Source organism: Micromonospora marina (genome assembly GCF_900091565.1).
Taxonomy (GTDB): Bacteria; Actinomycetota; Actinomycetes; order Mycobacteriales; family Micromonosporaceae; genus Micromonospora; species Micromonospora marina.
This window is the reverse complement of sequence record NZ_FMCV01000010.1, coordinates 1-17,384: the sequence shown is the minus strand read 5'-3', so window position 1 is coordinate 17,384 and position 17,384 is coordinate 1. Positions and strand designations below refer to the sequence as shown.

Annotated in this window: 18 protein-coding genes, 2 tRNA genes and 1 rRNA gene; 15 read left to right on the top strand and 6 right to left on the bottom strand. The window is 71.9% G+C overall.

Translation table 11 applies throughout. From position 1 onward, the window contains the following. Positions 1 to 72: 72 nt before the first annotated feature. Entirely contained in the window at positions 73 to 543 is a 471-nt protein-coding gene (locus tag GA0070215_RS13830) for a ribose-5-phosphate isomerase (RefSeq protein WP_018786898.1), read from the top strand. A 15-nt stretch (positions 544 to 558) separates the two neighbouring features. Here the strand turns inward: GA0070215_RS13830 and GA0070215_RS13825 are convergent, their stop codons facing one another. Both GA0070215_RS13825 and GA0070215_RS13820 read right to left on the bottom strand, forming a co-directional pair. Further along, positions 559 to 987 (bottom strand): hypothetical protein, encoded by a 429-nt coding sequence (locus GA0070215_RS13825; RefSeq protein WP_091046061.1) that lies wholly within the window; start codon positions 985 to 987, stop codon positions 559 to 561. Between the two features lie 135 nt (positions 988 to 1,122). Further along, the gene (locus GA0070215_RS13820) at positions 1,123 to 2,343 is read right to left on the bottom strand and encodes a GNAT family N-acetyltransferase (RefSeq protein WP_244166998.1); all 1,221 of its coding nucleotides are present in this window, start codon (positions 2,341 to 2,343) and stop codon (positions 1,123 to 1,125) included. A 100-nt stretch (positions 2,344 to 2,443) separates the two neighbouring features. Between GA0070215_RS13820 and GA0070215_RS13815 the strand changes: the two genes are divergently transcribed. Beyond that, positions 2,444 to 2,983 (top strand): hypothetical protein, encoded by a 540-nt coding sequence (locus GA0070215_RS13815; RefSeq protein ID WP_091046055.1) that lies wholly within the window; start codon positions 2,444 to 2,446, stop codon positions 2,981 to 2,983. Positions 2,984 to 3,616: 633 nt separating this feature from the next. Here the strand turns inward: GA0070215_RS13815 and GA0070215_RS13810 are convergent. Beyond that, entirely contained in the window at positions 3,617 to 6,589 is a 2,973-nt protein-coding gene (locus GA0070215_RS13810; RefSeq protein WP_091046050.1) for an Hsp70 family protein, read from the bottom strand. A gap of 129 nt (positions 6,590 to 6,718) precedes the next feature. Between GA0070215_RS13810 and GA0070215_RS13805 the strand changes: the two genes are divergently transcribed. The 6 genes from GA0070215_RS13805 to GA0070215_RS13780 all read left to right on the top strand — a co-directional run bounded on the left by GA0070215_RS13805 (position 6,719) and on the right by GA0070215_RS13780 (position 9,709). Further along, entirely contained in the window at positions 6,719 to 7,366 is a 648-nt protein-coding gene (locus GA0070215_RS13805; protein WP_091046047.1) for an MOSC domain-containing protein, read from the top strand. 31 nt (positions 7,367 to 7,397) lie between these two features. Next, positions 7,398 to 7,619, top strand: a complete 222-nt coding sequence (locus GA0070215_RS29080) for a hypothetical protein (RefSeq protein ID WP_244166997.1) — start codon at positions 7,398 to 7,400, stop codon at positions 7,617 to 7,619. 55 nt (positions 7,620 to 7,674) lie between these two features. Further along, positions 7,675 to 8,037 carry a hypothetical protein gene (locus tag GA0070215_RS13795; RefSeq protein WP_091046043.1) on the top strand — a complete coding sequence of 121 codons (363 nt, stop codon included), beginning with the start codon at positions 7,675 to 7,677 and terminating at the stop codon, positions 8,035 to 8,037. Beyond that, positions 8,034 to 8,273 (top strand): YrhB domain-containing protein, encoded by a 240-nt coding sequence (locus tag GA0070215_RS13790; protein WP_018786890.1) that lies wholly within the window; start codon positions 8,034 to 8,036, stop codon positions 8,271 to 8,273. Before GA0070215_RS13795 ends, GA0070215_RS13790 begins: the two co-directional genes overlap by 4 nt. A gap of 112 nt (positions 8,274 to 8,385) precedes the next feature. Continuing rightward, positions 8,386 to 9,162, top strand: coding sequence for a hypothetical protein (locus tag GA0070215_RS13785; RefSeq protein WP_244166996.1), 777 nt, complete (start codon positions 8,386 to 8,388; stop codon positions 9,160 to 9,162). Between the two features lie 34 nt (positions 9,163 to 9,196). Beyond that, on the top strand, positions 9,197 to 9,709 hold the full coding sequence (locus GA0070215_RS13780; RefSeq protein ID WP_091046036.1) for a hypothetical protein: 513 nt from the start codon (positions 9,197 to 9,199) through the stop codon (positions 9,707 to 9,709). 149 nt (positions 9,710 to 9,858) lie between these two features. On the opposite strand, the gene GA0070215_RS13775 is transcribed toward GA0070215_RS13780, so the two are convergent. After that, a tRNA-Gly gene (locus GA0070215_RS13775) sits at positions 9,859 to 9,932 on the bottom strand. Between the two features lie 287 nt (positions 9,933 to 10,219). Here GA0070215_RS13775 and GA0070215_RS13770 point away from each other — a divergent pair. The 5 genes from GA0070215_RS13770 to clpX all read left to right on the top strand — a co-directional run bounded on the left by GA0070215_RS13770 (position 10,220) and on the right by clpX (position 14,802). Continuing rightward, positions 10,220 to 10,293, top strand: a tRNA-Pro gene (locus GA0070215_RS13770). Between the two features lie 148 nt (positions 10,294 to 10,441). After that, the gene (gene tig / locus GA0070215_RS13765; protein WP_167361517.1) at positions 10,442 to 11,788 is read left to right on the top strand and encodes a trigger factor; all 1,347 of its coding nucleotides are present in this window, start codon (positions 10,442 to 10,444) and stop codon (positions 11,786 to 11,788) included. A 175-nt stretch (positions 11,789 to 11,963) separates the two neighbouring features. Next, entirely contained in the window at positions 11,964 to 12,605 is a 642-nt protein-coding gene (locus GA0070215_RS13760) for an ATP-dependent Clp protease proteolytic subunit (RefSeq protein WP_018786886.1), read from the top strand. A 14-nt stretch (positions 12,606 to 12,619) separates the two neighbouring features. Further along, complete coding sequence (locus tag GA0070215_RS13755) at positions 12,620 to 13,282, top strand: ATP-dependent Clp protease proteolytic subunit (protein WP_013288034.1); 663 nt, start codon at positions 12,620 to 12,622, stop codon at positions 13,280 to 13,282. A 227-nt stretch (positions 13,283 to 13,509) separates the two neighbouring features. Further along, positions 13,510 to 14,802: an ATP-dependent Clp protease ATP-binding subunit ClpX gene (gene clpX, locus GA0070215_RS13750; protein ID WP_018786885.1), complete on the top strand. Its 1,293-nt coding sequence runs from the start codon at positions 13,510 to 13,512 to the stop codon at positions 14,800 to 14,802. Positions 14,803 to 14,826: 24 nt separating this feature from the next. Here the strand turns inward: clpX and GA0070215_RS13745 are convergent, their stop codons facing one another. Beyond that, complete coding sequence (locus GA0070215_RS13745) at positions 14,827 to 15,090, bottom strand: cupin domain-containing protein (protein WP_018786884.1); 264 nt, start codon at positions 15,088 to 15,090, stop codon at positions 14,827 to 14,829. 464 nt (positions 15,091 to 15,554) lie between these two features. Here GA0070215_RS13745 and GA0070215_RS13735 point away from each other — a divergent pair, with 464 nt between their 5' ends. Continuing rightward, complete coding sequence (locus GA0070215_RS13735) at positions 15,555 to 16,352, top strand: carbon-nitrogen hydrolase family protein (protein ID WP_091046029.1); 798 nt, start codon at positions 15,555 to 15,557, stop codon at positions 16,350 to 16,352. 5 nt (positions 16,353 to 16,357) lie between these two features. Here GA0070215_RS13735 and GA0070215_RS13730 read toward each other — a convergent pair whose 3' ends face one another. Beyond that, positions 16,358 to 16,579 (bottom strand): hypothetical protein, encoded by a 222-nt coding sequence (locus GA0070215_RS13730; protein ID WP_026268240.1) that lies wholly within the window; start codon positions 16,577 to 16,579, stop codon positions 16,358 to 16,360. 644 nt (positions 16,580 to 17,223) lie between these two features. Between GA0070215_RS13730 and GA0070215_RS13725 the strand changes: the two genes are divergently transcribed. Then, positions 17,224 to 17,384: ribosomal RNA gene (locus GA0070215_RS13725) — 16S ribosomal RNA — on the top strand; the annotation flags it as partial.

Sequence of the window (17,384 nt, the reverse complement as noted above, 5' to 3'; positions counted from 1 at the left end):
CCGTGTGACGAATCCGCCTCGCAGCCGCCGCCCGCGCGCCGGCTGCGGGGCGGGCCTGTCAGACTGCGCGGTATGCGCGTCTACCTGGGATCCGACCACGCCGGTTTCGAGTTGAAGGTGCACCTCGCCAACCACCTGGCCAAGCAGGGCTACGAGGTGGTCGACGTGGGGCCGCACGCCTTCGACCCGGACGACGACTACCCCGCGTTCTGCCTGCACACCGGTGACCGGGTGGTCGGTGACCCGGGCAGCCTCGGCGTGGTGATCGGCGGCTCCGGCAACGGCGAGCAGATCGCCTCGAACAAGGTGGCGGGGGTCCGGGCGGCGCTGGCCTGGAACGTCGACACCGCCCAGCTCGCCCGCGAGCACAACGACGCCAACATCGTCGCGATCGGCGCCCGGCAGCACACGCTGGACGAGGCGACGGCGCTCGTCGAGGCGTTCCTCACCACGCCGTTCTCCGGCAACCCGCGGCACAGCCGGCGCATCGAGCAGGTGGCGGCCTACGAGCAGAGCCGCAAGCTGCCCGAGCTGCCCGCCTGACGGGACGCCGGGGGGTCACCGCCCGTTGCGGGGCAGTTCCTCGCGCGGCACCCAGTTGCGGCGGATGAGCACCACCCGCTGTTCGGCCTCGGCGAGATCGTCCTCGCTGGGCCGGGCGGCGTCGCGTGCCCGCAGCGCGGCCGTCACGCTCACCTGCGACGAGCCGGAGCCGACGAGTCCGCGCAGCCCGCGTTCGCCTTCCTCGGCGGGCGCGGTGGCGCGGCGTCCCCGGGGCTCCGGCTCGCCGGGACGGCCACCGCGCGCGGACCGGGGTGCCACGTCGTCGTGTACGGGGGCGGTGCTGGCAGCGGTCCCGCCGGTGCCGGTGTTGTCGGTACCCGCCGGGGTGCTGGCCTCACCGTGATGCCGTACGTCGGCCCCCGCCGGGGTGCTGGCCTCACCGTGGTGCCGCAGCCGCCGTCGCCGTCGCTCCGCCTCACCCATCCTCCGACCGTACCGTCCCCGACCCACCCGCGCCCGGGGTCGCGCGATCATGAAGTTGGCCGGGACGAACCGGACGGTTCACGCCGCCAACTTCATGATCGACGGGGAAAGACGGGTGGGGTGGGGCGGGGACGGTCAGAAGACCTCCATGGGGGAAGGGGTGCGGTGCCACGTGAAGGCGGGCGTCAGTGCGGTCAGCGTGTGCGGGATCAGCTCCCGGACGCGGCCGGCGGCAGCGAGCGCGTACGGGTTCGCGCCGCCGAGGTACAGCTCGCCGAGCGCGCGTACGTCACACGCCAGTCCGGCCGGGGCGGTGGTGGGCGTGCACTGCGCGCCGTCGCGCCCGCCGACCAGCCGCCAGCGGCCGGTGTTCTCCGTCAGCAGCTCGTCGGTGACCTCGAGCACCACGTCGACGTCGGTGGCGAAGCGCCGGGCGGCGAGCGCGGCCGGCACGTCCACCACCCGCACCCAGAGCGCGTCGGCGAGCTGCGGGGAGAGCTCGCGGGGCTCGTCCACCAGCCGCAGCAGCGGCTCGTCCAGGGCCGCGATCGGGAACGACAGCCGGCGGGTCAGGTCGACCGAGAGCAGCAGCCGCCACAGCGCCGTGTACGCCTCCGGCGTCACCGCCACCACCTCGCCGACCTGCACCTCGGCCTGCGGTCCGGTGGCCGACGAGCTGTCCTTCGTCCGGTAGAGCGCGTACCCGTCGAGCCCGTCGGCGCCCTCGTGCAGCAGTACCCGGCGCTCGGTGGCGCCGCCCCGGTGCGCCTTGAGATCCGCCAGTACGTACGACCACCAGCGCTCGTCGCGCCGGGACCAGCCGGGACGCTCGGCGCGGACCCGTTCGTACAGCCGGGCCAGTTCGTTCCGGTGCGTCTCCGGACGGTCCAGTCGCAGCCTGCCCTCGGCGGGCGACGGGGCGGGCAGCCGCAGGCCGGTGGTGTCTGCGGACAGCACGTACCGCGGGGCCGCCGACCCGTAGCCGAAGCGGGGGTAGATGCGTCCCTCGCTGGCCCAGAGCACCGCGATCGGCTCCCGGCCGGCGTCGCGGACGTCGCGCAGTTGCCGGCGCATCAGCCGGGTGAGCAGGCCGCGCCGCCGGTGCGTCGGCGCGACCGCCACCATCGTCACGTGCGCGGCTGGCACGTCCGCGCCGGGCACCGCGAGGTCGCGGCTGAACGCGGCGGCGTGTGCCACCGCCGTTCCGCCGTCGCGGACCAGCAGCGACCGGTCCGGCTCGAAGATCGGGCGTTCCAGCGCCTGCACCTCGGGGTCGAGATCGCCGTGGAAGGCCAGCGCCAGCAGCGCCGCGATGTCGTCGAAGTCCTCGGCCCGGGATACCACCACGTCAGTCACGGCACGTGTGTATCGCACCGTGACGGGGGTCGGCACCCTATTTGCGGGCTGGCTACCCTCGGAAACGGAGGCCGGTATCGGTCGAGGGGGAGGACGGAAGATGGCGGACCAGACACAGCCGTGGGCCGAGCGCACCGTGGAGGTGCCGCCCCAGCCGGGGGCGGTGCCCCCGCAGCGGGACGCGTTCCAGCGCGGGGTGGCGGCGGTCGGTCAGCCGCGCCCGTCGCGTACGCCCCGGACCGAGCAGTTCCCCACGGTCGAGCACGGCGACTGGGCGGCGGAGCCGGCGCCCCGTCGGCCGATGGGCTGGCACCTGACCCAGGCGCGCAAGGGCGGGGAGCTGAGCGCCGCCGGTGCGCTGTTCGCGTTCGTCTGCTGGGGCATCTGGGCGATCTCCGGCCGGGGTAACCTGGTCGCCCCGCTGCTCACGTTCGTGCTCAGCCTGCTCACCGCGGTCGGCCTGTTCGCGCTGGCCCGGCTACTCGGCCGGCTGATCCTGGAGCGGCAGTTCGGCCGGGTGCGCCGCAGTGCCAAGGGTGCTCACCTGGTGACCGCGTTGTTCCTGGTCGGCGTCGGTGTGGCGTACCTGCAGCAGACCGAGTGGGTGGTCTCCGCCTGGAACTGGGTGACCGGTAGCTGAGCCGGTCGGTCGTCCGTCCGGTACGGGCCGGACGGACGACCGGGGCGGCGTCAGAAGGCGGTCGGCGTGCCGGCCGTCCGGCGGGCGGCGTCGATGTCCTTGTACGGAGGCCGAGGTGGCCGCCGGCCCGGTCACGCCTGGGCGCGCCAGCCGACGCCCGTCATTGATCGAACCCGGTCCGCCCAGGGCCGGCCCCGGGATGCGCGGGCGGGCGGCATTCGCGCCGCCCGCCCGCGTGCCCGGTCGCGGTACGCCGCGACACCGGTCGTCTCTCCACCAGGACCGTGCTGCCTTACCCCGCCCCACGGGCTTCATCCGTCGCCCGTTGGGCTGAGCCGTCACCGCTGCTCGCCGGCCTTGGGCGACGCGACCCGGGCGGGCCGTCGAGCTCGATCTCCACCAGGGCCCTGCCGTCCGCGTCCTGGCTGCTGCCGTCGCGGGACCGCCCGCCAGGTACGCCTTCCCCTGCGGCGGCGTCCGGCCCGGGATGGGCCGGTGCCGCGGCGATCAGGATGCTGGTGGTGGCGGGTGCGGTCCACCGTCGTCGGACGAACACGGGGCCTCCTGGCGAACGTCGATCTCTCTGCCGTTCGCATCAGCCGGGGCATCGATCGCTGCCAAGCTCAGTTCCGGTCAGCCGGCGAACCGGTACAACCGGAACTCCTTCTCCGCGCCGCACACCAGCATCTCGGTGTTCCACGAGCAGGACTCGCTGCGGATCTGCTTGAGCTGCCCCATCTCGACCGGCTTGCCGTCCACGGCCGTCCCGGCGAGGACGCGGTCGTCCTCGTACGCGCCCGGCGCCTCGGAGAAGAGCAGCACGTTGCCGGCGTCCAGCCGGACCGCCGTCCCGTCCCGGTCGCGCAGCACCGCCGTGCCGTCCGGCGCGAACAGCGTCACCGCGTCCGGCGAGTCCCGCCCGGCCAGCACGTGCTCACCGACCGGCACCAGCGTCTCGGCGCGCGGCGCCGGCCACTGCCGGGTGCCCGCACCTTCGGTCGCCGCCACCACCCGGGTGTCGTCGGCGCCGCTGCCGGGCGTCTCCAGCAGGCACACCCGGCGCTCCCCGCAGGTGACGAGATCCTTCACCCGGCCGCCCTGCTCCGGCGCCTCGTACAACACGCTCGGTGTGCCGAGACCACCCAGGTCGTAGGAGAGCAGCCGCAGCCCCCTGTCGTTCTCCGCCACGTACAGCCGGTCGTCGCGGGCGGCCATCGGATCGTCGAGGCCGGCCACGTTGCCCCGCTCCTTGAGGATCTTCCCGCTGCGCATGTCCAGGACCCGGACCGACCGGTCCGCGCCGACCTGCACGAGCCGGTCCGCCTGCCCGGCCCACGCGGCGAGCGGCGAGCCCTCGGCGTCGGCGGGCCCGTCCAGTGCCGCGCCGGTGCCGACCGGCACCACCCTCGTGCGCGCGTCGCCGTACTCGGTGCGCGGGATGGGCCGCTCCCACCGCTGCCGCCCGTCGTCCAGCCGCAGCCCGACCAGGCGTTCGCCGGTGCGGTCCAGGCGGACCACCGTGTCCGGCCCGAGGTGGAGGGTGTCGTCGCGGCCGACGTCGGTCCGCCAGCGCTGGTCGCCGGAATCGCCGTCGAGCACCGCGAGCACGCGGGGGGTGTCACTGCCGGTGGCGTCGGAGAGGACGAGCAACCCGTCGGGCAGCGCCCGGATCCCCGCCCACCGCTGCGCTGTCGCGTCGGTCCGCTTCTCCCAGACCGTCCTGCCGGTCGCCGCCTCCACGGCTGTCACCTGGAGGTGGTCGTCGGGCAGTGGACGGGCCAGGTAGGCGCGGTCCCCGAGCGTCGCGGTGAACATCTGGTCCGGCCGCGTGTCACCGGCGGCCACCGTCTTCACCAGCTCGGCGGTGCGGAAGTCGAGCGCCGGGTGCCGGTCCCGGAACACCCAGAGCAGCACCGCCGCCGACACGGCGACGACCACGAGACCCGCGCCGAGCGCGATCCACCGGCCGCGCCGGGGCCGGCCGCCGCCGGGCCGGACACCGTTCGGCGCGGGGGAGAAGGGCGCCCCGGGTACGCCGGGACCGGGCCCCGCAGGCGGCCATCCTCCGCCGGGCGGGGACGGCGGCATCCCGGGTACGCCGGCGTGGTGCGCGGCGGGCGCTGCCCCCGGCGGTACGAAAGCGGGGCCGCCCGGGTCGTACGTCGGGCGCGGAACCTGACCACCGGCGAGCGGCCCGCCGTCGTACCTCGTGGGGGACGTCTGCGGGACGGGGCCGCCGGCGACCAGCGTGCCGCGCGGTCCGGCGGATGCCGCGTCCACTCCGCCGAGCGGTGCGGTCGGATTCGTCCGCGTCGCACCGGCGGCGACAGTGGCCGCGCCGGTGTCCGCCTCGCCCGCGGCCGGTGCGGGCGACGTCGCCTGCCGGGTGGGCGCGGGTCCGGCCGGGTCGGGCCGGGTGGGCGCGGGCGGTGCCGGCTGGGCCGGCACGGCGGGACGGCCGGGGTGCCGGGGCAGCGGCAGGTCGGTGAGCGCGCCCTCGGCCACCGGCATCTCCGGCTGTTCCAGCACCGTCGGCGCGATGCCCAACTCGGCGTGCAGCAGCCGGGCCACCAGCGGGACCCGGGTCGACCCGCCGACCAGGAACAGGCCGGAGAGCTGCTCGGGGCGCAGCCCGGCGGCGGTCGTCACCTCCCGGGTCTCCGTGACGGCCCGGGCCAGCAGCGGCGCGGCGAGGCGTTCGAAGTCCTCCCGGGACAGCGGCACCGCCGCCTCCACCCCCGGCACGGCGACCGGCGCCACCATGGCCCGGGACAGCATCTCCTTGGCACCGCGCACGTTGTCCCACAGCTGCTGGCGGTCTCGCCGCTGGGCGGTGGTCGCCGGGTCGGTCAGCCGGCCCCACTCGCGCGGGTGGGCCGGGCCGACCAGCTCGCCGAGCCGCCCGAGCAGGGCCGCGTCCAGGTCGAGACCGCCGAGGTCGGGGATCCCGCCGGTGGCGACCAGCTGGAAACCGGAGTCGCCCCACGGGTCGGCGCCCTCGTTGCGCAGCACCGCCACGTCGAGCGTGCCGCCGCCGAAGTCGAACACCGCCACCGAACCGCCCACCGGCACCGGCCGGCGCAGCACCTGCGTGAAGTAGCGGGCCGCGGCCACCGGCTCACGCAGCAGGCGGGTGCCCGGCGCGATCGGCCCGGCCAGCGTGTGCTCGGCCGCCGCCGGCCAGCCGGCGAGTTCCAGCGCGTCGTGCAGCACCTGACGCCGGGCCGGCGTCCAGGCCGCCGGGTGGGTGACCACCGCCGGGGGCAGCATCCCGACCGCCGCCACCGCCGCGTCCGCGACCGCGCGCAGCGTCGCGGCCAGCAGCTCCGCCGGCCGGTACGCCCGCCCGCCCAGCTCCACGGTCTCCTCGTCGACCCGGCGCTTCGGGTTCGGCTCGAAGCCGGCCGGGTCGGCCTGGGCCAGCCGGTGCGCGTCCCGCCCGACGTGCAGGTGACCGTCCGCGTCGGCGTACACGCCGGACGGCATGATCGGGTGGCCGTCGACGAGCACCGGCCTGGTCCGCCCGTCCGGCCACCGCAGCACCGCCACCGTGTTCGAGGTGCCGAGGTCCACGCCGAGGGCGAAACCGTCCTGCTGGCCTGCCATCCGCGGCTACCTCCACCACCCGACGAGGATGTCCGGCCCGCATCGTACGCAGCCCGCGCCGCCGCGCCGCCCACCCGGCCCGGGGAATGGACTGGCCGGGACAGCCCTGCGCCGCATACCGTCGCCGGCATGAGGGTGATCTCCGTCAACGTGGGCCGACCGCAGCCGAACCCGTGGAAGGGGATCGGTGCCACCGGCATCGACAAGCGGCCCGTGGAGGGCCGGGTCGCCGTCACCGCGCCCGGTCCCAAGGGCACCGGCGCGGTCGGGCTCGCCGGTGACCGGGTCTACGACGTGGCCCACCACGGCGGCACCGACCAGGCGGTCTACGCGTACCCGCGGGAGGACCTGGACCACTGGGAGGCCGAACTGGGCCGCCCGCTCGCCGACGGCAGCTTCGGGGAGAACCTGACCACCACCGGGCTGGACGTCAACGGCGCGCTGATCGGCGAGCGGTGGCGGATCGGGCCGGACCTGGTGCTGGAGGTCTCCTGCCCCCGTATCCCCTGCGGCACGTTCCAGGGGTGGCTGGGCGAACAGGGCTGGATCAAGCGGTTCACCGAGGCGGTACGCCCCGGGGCGTACCTGCGGGTGGTCACGCCGGGCAGCGTCGGCGCCGGAGACCCGGTCGAGGTCGTGCACCGGCCCGACCACGACGTCACGGTGGCGCTGGTGTTCCGGGCCACGACACTGGAGACGGACCTGCTGCCCCGGCTGCTGGTGGCCGACGCGCTCCCCGAGGAGGACATGGCGCGGATCCGCCGCCGCTTGACCTGAACCGCACTTCAGGGCGGACGCCGGCCGGGTCGTGTACGCGCTGTCCACCGAGAAGTTCGAACAGGTCAAGCCCGCCACTGCGGCACCGCCCCCGGTCCGGTACGACGGGCCGGCGCTGTTCGACGAGGCACGCCGGCCGATCGAGGACCACTACCAGGCCATCGGCACCGACCGGTTGACAGCGTTCCGCCGGATGCCGGCACTCACTGCCCGGCCCCTGGTGCGGCCGCGGGGCGAGCACGGGTGGAGATGATCGTGTCAGAGGCATCGGTGGAGGTTCCGCGGCGAAGCACCCGATCGAGGGTCTGATGCCCGTCGGCGTCGGTACGGCCCGGCTCAATCACGTGCTGGTGGCCGCCGCCGTGCCCTTCGTCATCTGGCGGATGGGCGGCTACAGCGACGTGGATCTGGAGGCAGGGGGCAGGTTCGCCGTCAACTTCGAGGCGGTACGCACGTTCGTGCTCGCCCACGCCGCTCTCGGGCTCACGATTCTGGTGGCGTCCCTGAGCTTGGCCTTCTTCCGGCGGTGGCTGAGCCTGGGCCTGCTCGTGGGGTGGGCGGGCGGCTGGCTGCTGAACGCCGTCGCCCTGCGTCTCGACATGGCCGTGTGGTGGCCACCGGTGCTGCAGGGCGACCGGCCTGACCGAGATCTGGTGGTGGTAGGACCGTGATCCCACTCGAATCCGCCCGGCAGATCGCCGAAGGGTTCCTGGACGCCGAGGTCAGGGGCCATTTCAGCTTCCCGGTCGTCGTCGTGGACGGTGACGTGGAGGAAGCCGACGACAGGTACGTGTTCCCCTACGACGGAAAGGCGTACGTCGAAGCCGGCGACTGGCGTGAGGCGATGGCCGGCAACTCTCCGATCGCGGTGGACAAGCGAACGGGCGAAGCCCGCTTCTCTGCCTGAACGCGGAGATCGCCTGCCTACGCACCGGGGGTGCCGGCACCGTCGTCACGCGGGGCACCGCGGTCGGCGTGCGACGCCTACGCTGTGCCGCACGGCGACAGGGGGTGGCCCGATGGGGCGTCGGCTGGGGCACGTGGCGATGGCGCTGCTCGGCGCGCTGCTGTTCGGCACGGCCGGTTTGGCCGTCGGCTCCTGGTACGGCGGCCGGGGTGCCGTACCGCTGAGCCCCGAGGCAGCGCGGAGCGCGGCCGGGGAGCTGCTCTCCGGTGTGGAACCGATCGGCTCGATGATCGAGCGAGGCTACCGGTACGGCGTCTTCCTGGCTCCCGACGACGTCGGCGGCAGCCGGGTCGAGTTCCAGTACGGCGACGGCCTCGACTGCACGCTGTCGGAACAGGTGCGGCGTGCCGCCGAGACGCGTGGATGGCGGGAACTGCGTCCGGTGCCGGGCACCGCGTGCGACGGCTGGCGGGCCGAGCGGGACGGCTTGACGGTCACGCTCACCCATACGAGGTACGCGTCGAGGCTGAGCATCACGCAGTCCGCACCCGGCGGGTTCCGCGCCGCCACGATCACCGGCACCCTGCTCGCCGCTGCCGCCGGTGCGGCGCTGTTCTGGGTGGTGGTGCGGAGTCGTCGGCCCGTACCGCTGGTGGTCGGCACGCTGGTGACCGTCGGTCTGTTCCCGCCTGCCGTCGTCACCTGGACGGACCTGGCCGTGCACCGGCTCGCCGAGCCGGTGTGGCCCGTCTGGCGCGGGTTCGTCCCCGTGCTGGTGCCCTTGTGGCTCGTGCTCCTTCTGATCGGCGTGATCGTGTTCGCGAGGCGGCGGGACCCGGCGGTGCCCGCACCGAGGCGGTCGCGACCGGTAATGCCGGCTGATCAATGAACGCCGACTCGGGGCCTGGTGAGGAGCTGAGCCCGTGATCCGGCGGATGGACCCCATCGCACTGTCAGCGATCACCATGCTCGTGCCGGCCGGCATCTGGGGGCTATGGGAGGGTGGCGTGCGGACAGCGATGCTGGTTCTTCCGCTGATCGGCACGCCTGTGCTGCTCATGTATCTCGCGGGGCCGGCTGCCTTCGTGGCGGTGAACCGCACGCATGTGGTCGTGGGTAACCCGCTCGTCAGATACGACGTTCCACGGTCACTGGTCGACGGCGTCCGGATCGACGGGTTCAGCATCGAGCTGCAGGTTTCCGGACACTCGCCTGTCCCGATTGCCGCACTGACCCCTGGCGCGGGCCCTCCCAACCGGTGGTCCCGGGTCGCGCGCTTGAGAAGGATCGCGACACTCTTGGAGTACACGCCGGCGACGCCCATGGTCGGCTCGATGGTGCGCCGGTACCGGTATGCGCACCTCGTCCTCTTGGCGATGGACGTGCTGGCTCTGGTCGGAATGGTGACCTACCTGAGCAGCGCCCCGTTCCCCTGAACGGCCGACCGCCACGATCGCCCGGCAGACCCCGCGCAAGGGCGGCCAGAGCAGCTGATGGCCCACGAATGGCCCGCAAGTTCGGAGCGGGGAGTGGCCGACCGGCCGAGGATCGGAGGATGCAGCCTCTGACCTGGGCCGGAGGCCGTTGGAGCGGGCGACGGGAATCGAACCCGCACCGTCAGTTTGGAAGACTGAAGCTCTGCCATTGAGCTACGCCCGCGCGCACCCCACCACCGCGGGGCGCGCCGACAGCGTACCGAATCCCGGTGGACGTCGCGAAGCGCATACCCGCGCACGGCGCTGACGGCAAGATCCACACCACTTCGGCGAGGTGGCGCCTTCCCGCGCCCTCGGACCCAGCCACATTCCCCGAGCTGGCGTCCGGCCCCCACCCGACGGCGGGCGCGCTGTCCGGTCCCCACCCGAGGGCGGGCGGCCCTCGGGCCGCCACACCGCGCCCCGGTCACCCGCGCGGGGGGCCGGACGGCATACACTCTTCGTCGCCACCGGGGTGTGGCGCAGCTTGGTAGCGCACTCGCTTTGGGAGCGAGGGGCCGTGGGTTCAAATCCCGCCACCCCGACTGTCGTTCGCGACCGGATCGTCCCGGGAACCGCCGGTTTTTCCGTGCGGTACCCGGGCCATGCCGATGCCGTCGGCCGGCTCGCCTACACTCGATGCGCGCAATCACGCCCCAGACTCAACATTCAGATCCGTCAAGGAGTACGCCTGTGAAGAGCACCGTCGAGACTCTGAGCCCGACGCGCGTGCGGCTCGCCATCGAGGTGCCGTTCGTCGAGCTCGAGCCGAGCCTCAAGAAGGCGTACCGGGAGATCGGCCAGCAGGTCCAGGTTCCCGGCTTCCGCCGGGGCAAGGTTCCCAGCGCGGTGATCGACCAGCGGGTGGGCCGGGGGACCGTCCTCAACGAGGCGATCCAGGAGGCCATCCCGCAGAACATTCTCGCCGCGGTCCGGGAGCACGACCTGAAGACGCTCGGCCGTCCCGAGGTCGACATCACGGAGTTCAACGACGGCGATTCGCTCAACTTCACCGCCGAGGTGGACGTCCGGCCGGAGATCACCCTGCCGGACCCGGCCACCATCGAGGTGACCGTCGACGAGATCGAGGTCGCCGACAGCGAGATCGACGAGCAGATCAACAGCCTGCGGGAGCGGTTCGCGACGCTGAAGACCGTCGAGCGGGCCGCCCAGGAGGGCGACTTCGTGCAGATCGACCTGAACGCCACGGTCGACGGCGAGGAGGTCCCGGGTGGTTCGGCGAGCAACATCTCGCACGAGGTGGGCAGCAAGCAGCTCCTGCCGGGTCTGGACGAGGCGCTGGTCGGCCGGGCCGCCGGCGACAGCACCACCTTCACCACGCAGCTCGTCGGCGGCGACTACGCCGGCCGTGACGCCGACGTGGCGGTGACCGTTCGCACGGTCAAGGAGAAGGAGCTCCCCGAGCTCAACGACGACTTCGCGCAGATGGCCAGCGAGTTCGACACCATCGAGGAGCTGCGCGGCGACCTGCGGGAGCGGGTCACCCGGGGCAAGCAGGTCGAGCAGATCTACGCCGCCCGTGACAAGGCCCTGGAGCAGATGGTGACCGCCGCCGGGGTGCCGGCGCCCGAGGGCGTCGTCAAGGAAGAGGTCGAGAGCCGCAAGGCCGCGATGGTCGACCAGCTCGAGCGCATCGGCGCCTCCCTGGAGGAATACCTCGCGGCGGAGGAGAAGACCGAGGAGCAGATCGACGCCGAGCTGACCGAGGCGGCAACCGACGGCGTCAAGATCCAGCTCCTGCTGGACACCCTGGCCGACGCCGAGGACGTGCAGGTCTCCGACGACGAGTTCGGTCACGAGATCGTGCACCGGGCGCAGCGCGCCGGAATGGCCCCGCAGCAGTACTACGACCAGCTGGTCCGCTCCGGCGCCGCCGCGGCCGTCTTCGGCGACGTCCGGCGGGGCAAGGCGCTCGCCGCCGTGATGGAGAAGATCAAGATCAAGGACTCGGCGGGCAACGAGGTCTCCCTCGATGCGCTGCGGGCCCAGAACGAGGCCGAGCACGACCACCAGAACTGATCGTCGGGGGTGTCGGCCGCCGTCCCGCGCTGCGCGCCGGGAGGCGGCCGAAACCCTTTCCGGGGTACGCCGTGCGGGTGACTGCGCTGAGAGCGAACAGTGCCCCGACCGGGAGTGCGCCTCCCGGCTGAGCGGTTAGTGTCGGGTAGGACGGTACGGAGAGCGAAGGGCTGCCATGACCGACATGCACATCCCCAAGAAGTCGCTCCGGGTGAACGAGGCCCGCGGTGGCGACTCCATTGGCAACCTCGACGACTCGGTCTACAACCGGTTGCTCAAGGAACGGATCATCTTCCTGGGCAGTGAGGTGAACGACCAGGTGGCCAACCGCATCTGCGCGCAGCTGCTGCTGCTCGCCGCGGAGGATCCGGACCGCGACATCTTCCTCTGGATCAACTCGCCGGGTGGCTCGGTCTACTCCGGCATGGCCATCTACGACACCATGCAGTACATCGACAACGACGTGTCGACCGTGGCGATGGGCATGGCCGCCTCCATGGGCCAGCTGCTGCTCTGCGCGGGCACCAAGGGCAAGCGCTACGCCCTGCCGCACGCGCGGATCATGATGCACCAGCCCTCGGGCGGTCTCGGCGGCACCGCGTCGGACATCGCGATCCAGGCCGAGCAGATGCTCTACACCAAGCGGATGTTCCAGGAGCGGGTCGCGTTCCACACCGGCCAGAGCCAGGAGCAGATCGAGGCCGACTCGGACCGCGACCGTTGGTTCACCGCCCAGGAGGCCATGGACTACGGCTTCATCGACAAGGTGATCATCGGAGCCGCCCAGGTTCCGGATGGCGCCGGGACCCTGAGCTGAGCGAGGAGCTGACGATGACCGACCTGAGCCTGCCGCCCCAGTTCGCGGCCGTGCACAACCGCTACGTCCTGCCGTCGTTCGTCGAGCGCACGTCGTACGGGATGAAGGAGTCCAACCCGTACAACAAGCTCTTCGAGGACCGGATCATCTTCCTCGGCGTCCAGGTGGACGACGCGTCGGCCAACGACGTGATGGCCCAGCTGCTGACGCTGGAGGGCACCGACCCGGACCGTGACATCATCATGTACATCAACTCGCCCGGTGGCTCCTTCACCGCCATGACGGCGATCTACGACACCATGCAGTACGTCCGCCCGGACATCCAGACCGTCTGCCTCGGGCAGGCGGCGAGCGCGGCGGCGGTGCTGCTCTCCGCGGGCACCCCGGGTAAGCGGATGGCGCTGCCCAACTCCCGGATCATCATCCACCAGCCGGCCACCGAGGGCGGCTACGGCCAGGGCTCGGACATCGAGATCCAGGCGCGGGAGATCCTGCGGATGCGGACGCAGCTGGAGGACATGCTCTCCCGGCACTGCAACCGGCCGATCGAGCAGGTCCGCAAGGACATCGACCGTGACAAGATCATGACGGCCGAGGAGTCCAAGGAGTACGGGCTGGTCGACACGATCCTGACCAGTCGCAAGAAGGGTTTGCTGGCGTCGCACGCCGCGGGCTGAGCAACGTGTGGTCAGAGGTCGATCGGGGTATCGTTCCCGGTCGACCTCTGACACACCGGTTTTGGGGGTCGGAGAAAACCCGGCCACCGGGTAACGTCGGGTCTGTACCTCTCCGCCGGTCGGATCGGGTGGAGCCGACAGCATGGTGGGACGACAGGACGGACGGGCGCTCCGGCGCCCGCAGGTCAGGGCCGGCGTTCCGGCCGACGAGTGCAGGGAGAACGTAGGTGGCACGGATCGGTGACGGCGGCGACCTACTGAAATGCTCCTTCTGCGGCAAGTCGCAGAAGCAGGTCAAGAAGCTCATCGCGGGCCCTGGTGTCTACATCTGCGACGAGTGCATCGATCTCTGCAACGAGATCATCGAAGAGGAGCTGGCCGAGTCCGGCGAGGTGAAGTGGGAAGAGCTTCCCAAGCCGATGGAGATCTGCCAGTTCCTCGACAACTACGTCGTCGGTCAGGAGCAGGCCAAGAAGGCGCTCGCCGTCGCGGTCTACAACCACTACAAGCGGATCCAGGCCGAGGCCGCAGGCGCGCCGGGCTCCGGCACCGACGGGGTGGAGCTGGCCAAGTCCAACATCCTGCTGCTCGGTCCGACCGGTTGCGGCAAGACGCACCTGGCGCAGACGCTCGCCCGGATGCTCAACGTGCCGTTCGCGATCGCCGACGCCACCGCGCTCACCGAGGCGGGCTATGTCGGTGAGGACGTCGAGAACATCCTGCTGAAGCTGATCCAGGCCGCCGACTACGACATCAAGCGCGCCGAGACGGGCATCATCTACATCGACGAGGTCGACAAGATCGCCCGCAAGTCGGAGAACCCGTCGATCACCCGGGACGTCTCCGGCGAGGGCGTGCAGCAGGCGCTGCTGAAAATGCTCGAAGGCACTGTGGCGAACGTGCCGCCGCAGGGCGGGCGCAAGCACCCGCACCAGGAGTTCATCCAGATCGACACCACGAACGTGCTGTTCATCTGTGGTGGCGCGTTCGCCGGGCTGGATCAGATCATCGAGGCCCGCACCGGCTCCGGCGGCACCGGCTTCGGCGCCCGGCTCCGGTCGGTGTCCGAGCGGTCGACAGACGACATCTTCAGCCAGGTCATGCCGGAAGACATGTTGAAGTTCGGGCTCATCCCCGAGTTCATCGGCCGGCTTCCGGTGATCACCAACGTGCGCAGCCTCGACCGCACCGCCCTGGTGCGAATCCTCACCGAGCCGCGTAACGCGCTCGTCCGGCAGTACCAGCGCCTGTTCGAGCTGGACGGCGTCGAGCTGGAGTTCGAGCAGCCCGCGCTGGAGGCCATCGCCGACCAGGCCATGCTCCGCGGCACCGGCGCCCGCGGCCTGCGGGCGATCATGGAGGAGGTCCTCCTCTCCGTGATGTACGAGGTGCCGAGCAACCCCGACGCCGCCCGGGTGCTGATCACCCGCGAGGTCGTCCTCGAGAACGTCAATCCGACGATCGTGCCGCGCGAGTTCACCGGCCGGCGCCGGCGGGACCGCGAGGAGAAGTCGGCCTGACCGCCGTTCGCGACCGCGCCCGGGTCAGCTCGGGCGCGGTCCGCGTGACCGGGTCCGCCGGTCCCACTCGCCCGACGGGGTGACCACCACCACCATCAGGCGCACCGGCCCGTCACCGGCCGTGCGGTAGCCGTGCTCCTGGCCGGCGTGGAACTCGACCGTCTCGTCGGCGCGTACCTCGTGGTCGACGCCGTCCACGGTGACGGTCGCCGCCCCGTCGAGCACGTGCAGGATCTCCCGGGTGCCGAGGGCGTGGTCGGAGGGCTCCAACGCCTCCCCGGGTTCCATTCGCCAGTCTCACAGTTCGACCAGGTCGGGTTCGCGGGGTCCACTGAGCAGACGCGCCAGGCCGCCGCGCGGGCCGCGCCACAGCACCGGCGCCTCGTCGGCTGCGCTGACCCGTACCGTTGGCCGATCCTGGCGGTACGCGTCAGCTCGATCGCGTTCGGCCTCGCGCTCGCCCCGCCGTACCGGTGCACGAACGCCGCTGGGGCGGCGCGTGCTCGGATGGGCCGCGGTCGCCGGCCTGCTCGACTCCGCCGCGAACGCGCTCTTCCTCGCCGCGGCAGGCCGGGGACACTGGCCGCCGTCGCCTCGCTCTATCCGGCGAGCACCGTCCTGCTCGCGCTCGCCGTCGACCGCGAGCGACTCCGGCCGGCGCAGGTCGCGGGCTCGGCTTCGCCGCGGCGGTGCTCGTCCTGTCCAGCGCCTGAGCCCTGTCGCGCGCCCGCATCCGCCCGTACCCTCGGGTCATGCGCGTCGCCGTCTGCCAGCTCAACGCCCGCGACGACCGGGCGGCGAACCTCGCCGCCGCCGAGGCCCTGCTGGTCAGGGCCGCGGCGGCCGGCGCGGATCTCGCCCTCCTTCCGGAGTACGTCGACTACCTCGGTCACGCCGACCGGATGCCGCCGGCCGAGCCGGTCGACGGCACGGTGGGGCGGTTCTTCGCGGAGACCGCCCGTCGGCTGGGCATGTGGGTGATCGCCGGCTCGTTCCACGAGGCGGGTCCGGATCCGGCGCACACCTGGAACACCTCGCTGGTCTTCGACCGCGAGGGCGCGCTCGCCGCCGCCTACCGGAAGATCCATCTGTACGACGTGGAGATCCCCGGCCGGGTCTCCTACCTGGAGTCGGTAACGGTCGCGCCCGGCGAGAAGCCCGTGGTGGTCGACGTGGAGGGCCTCCGGGTGGGCCTGTCCATCTGTTACGACCTGCGGTTCCCGGAGTTGTACCGGCAGCTAGCGACCGACGGCGGCGCCGAGCTGCTCGTCGTGCCGGCGGCGTTCATGATGCACACCGGGCGGGATCACTGGGAGGTGCTCCTGCGGGCCCGGGCGATCGAGAACCAGTGCTTCGTGGCGGCGGCGGGCCAGACCGGTGACCACGACCCGGGCCGCACCTGCTTCGGGCGAAGCATGGTCGTCGACCCGTGGGGGACGGTGCTGAGCCAGGTCGCCGACGGTCCGGGGCTGACGGTCACCGAGATCGACCTGGAGCGGCTGCGGACGGTCCGAACCGAGCTGCCCAGTCTGGCCAACCGCCGGCTGTGACCCGGTCAGCTTCCGAAAAGCAGGCCCAGGGCGGCGATGCCGGCGATCGCTCCCGCCGTGATCAGCAGGGCGGTGGTCATTCGGGAAGGGCCGCGCCGGGCCAGGCGCCGGACCGACAGCAGCAGTACGGCGAGCACGACGGCCCCGATCACCAACTGCCAGAACGGCAGCAGGAGGCCGAGTAGAGCGTCCTCGGCGACGGCCGGGACCGGGGGCGGATCATCCATGCCGACCACTCTGGCACGGCACCGCTCCGGAAAGCTGTCTTCGACGCCGGCATTCCGGGCGACCCGGTCCCGCTCGTCCAATGACGATCATTGATTTGCCTTCCGAGGCGGGTCCGCGTAACTTTCTCTCTGCACGCGGGAGGCCGGGCAAACCGGCCGAGAACGGGCGCCAGGCTGGTGGCGGTGACGCCGAGCCAGACTGAGATTCGGGCGGTGCTCGACACTCCGGGACACGGAGTTGCGAATGCGAAGCCGACCGGGTAGAGTTCGGAAGTCGGCAGGGAGCCGGGCGGGTGGTTGCGAAAGCGACGCCGGTCGGTCCGCCGAAACCCACGAGAGCAACGACCACCGGAAACGGTGAGCGTCAGCGTGGGCCTGGTTGAGCCAAGTTGATCACCTCGGACACGAGGTTGACGACGAAAGCAAGACCGAGTAGGTTGGAGAGGTTGCCCCAAGCAGGGGTTCCGCTGATGCGGTTCTTCTGGTTGGTGTGTGGTTGTTCTTTGAGAACTCAACAGGGTGCTTGTAAAGCCAGTGCCAATTGTTTTATACCCCGGACTGGTGGCTGTTCTTTGGAATGGTTGCTGGTTGGGATTCCTTTGGCAACACTTTTGTTGTCAGGTTGATTGCTGTTCGACAAGTTTTTGTTGGAGAGTTTGATCCTGGCTCAGGACGAACGCTGGCGGCGTGCTTAACACATGCAAGTCGAGCGGAAAGGCCCTTCGGGGTACTCGAGCGGCGAACGGGTGAGTAACACGTGAGCAACCTGCCCCAGGCTTTGGGATAACCCCGGGAAACCGGGGCT

Excerpts from the sequence above, each read along its gene's own strand:
- GA0070215_RS13830 (WP_018786898.1), top strand. The coding sequence starts at position 73 with ATGCGCGTCTACCTGGGATCCGACCACGCCGGTTTCGAGTTGAAGGTG.
- GA0070215_RS13825 (WP_091046061.1), bottom strand. The coding sequence starts at position 987 with ATGGGTGAGGCGGAGCGACGGCGACGGCGGCTGCGGCACCACGGTGAG.
- GA0070215_RS13815 (WP_091046055.1), top strand. The coding sequence starts at position 2,444 with ATGGCGGACCAGACACAGCCGTGGGCCGAGCGCACCGTGGAGGTGCCG.
- GA0070215_RS13810 (WP_091046050.1), bottom strand. The coding sequence starts at position 6,589 with ATGGCAGGCCAGCAGGACGGTTTCGCCCTCGGCGTGGACCTCGGCACC.
- GA0070215_RS13805 (WP_091046047.1), top strand. The coding sequence starts at position 6,719 with ATGAGGGTGATCTCCGTCAACGTGGGCCGACCGCAGCCGAACCCGTGG.
- GA0070215_RS13795 (WP_091046043.1), top strand. The coding sequence starts at position 7,675 with ATGCCCGTCGGCGTCGGTACGGCCCGGCTCAATCACGTGCTGGTGGCC.
- GA0070215_RS13785 (WP_244166996.1), top strand. The coding sequence starts at position 8,386 with ATGGGGCGTCGGCTGGGGCACGTGGCGATGGCGCTGCTCGGCGCGCTG.
- GA0070215_RS13760 (WP_018786886.1), top strand. The coding sequence starts at position 11,964 with ATGACCGACATGCACATCCCCAAGAAGTCGCTCCGGGTGAACGAGGCC.
- GA0070215_RS13755 (WP_013288034.1), top strand. The coding sequence starts at position 12,620 with ATGACCGACCTGAGCCTGCCGCCCCAGTTCGCGGCCGTGCACAACCGC.
- GA0070215_RS13745 (WP_018786884.1), bottom strand. The coding sequence starts at position 15,090 with ATGGAACCCGGGGAGGCGTTGGAGCCCTCCGACCACGCCCTCGGCACC.
- GA0070215_RS13735 (WP_091046029.1), top strand. The coding sequence starts at position 15,555 with ATGCGCGTCGCCGTCTGCCAGCTCAACGCCCGCGACGACCGGGCGGCG.
- GA0070215_RS13730 (WP_026268240.1), bottom strand. The coding sequence starts at position 16,579 with ATGGATGATCCGCCCCCGGTCCCGGCCGTCGCCGAGGACGCTCTACTC.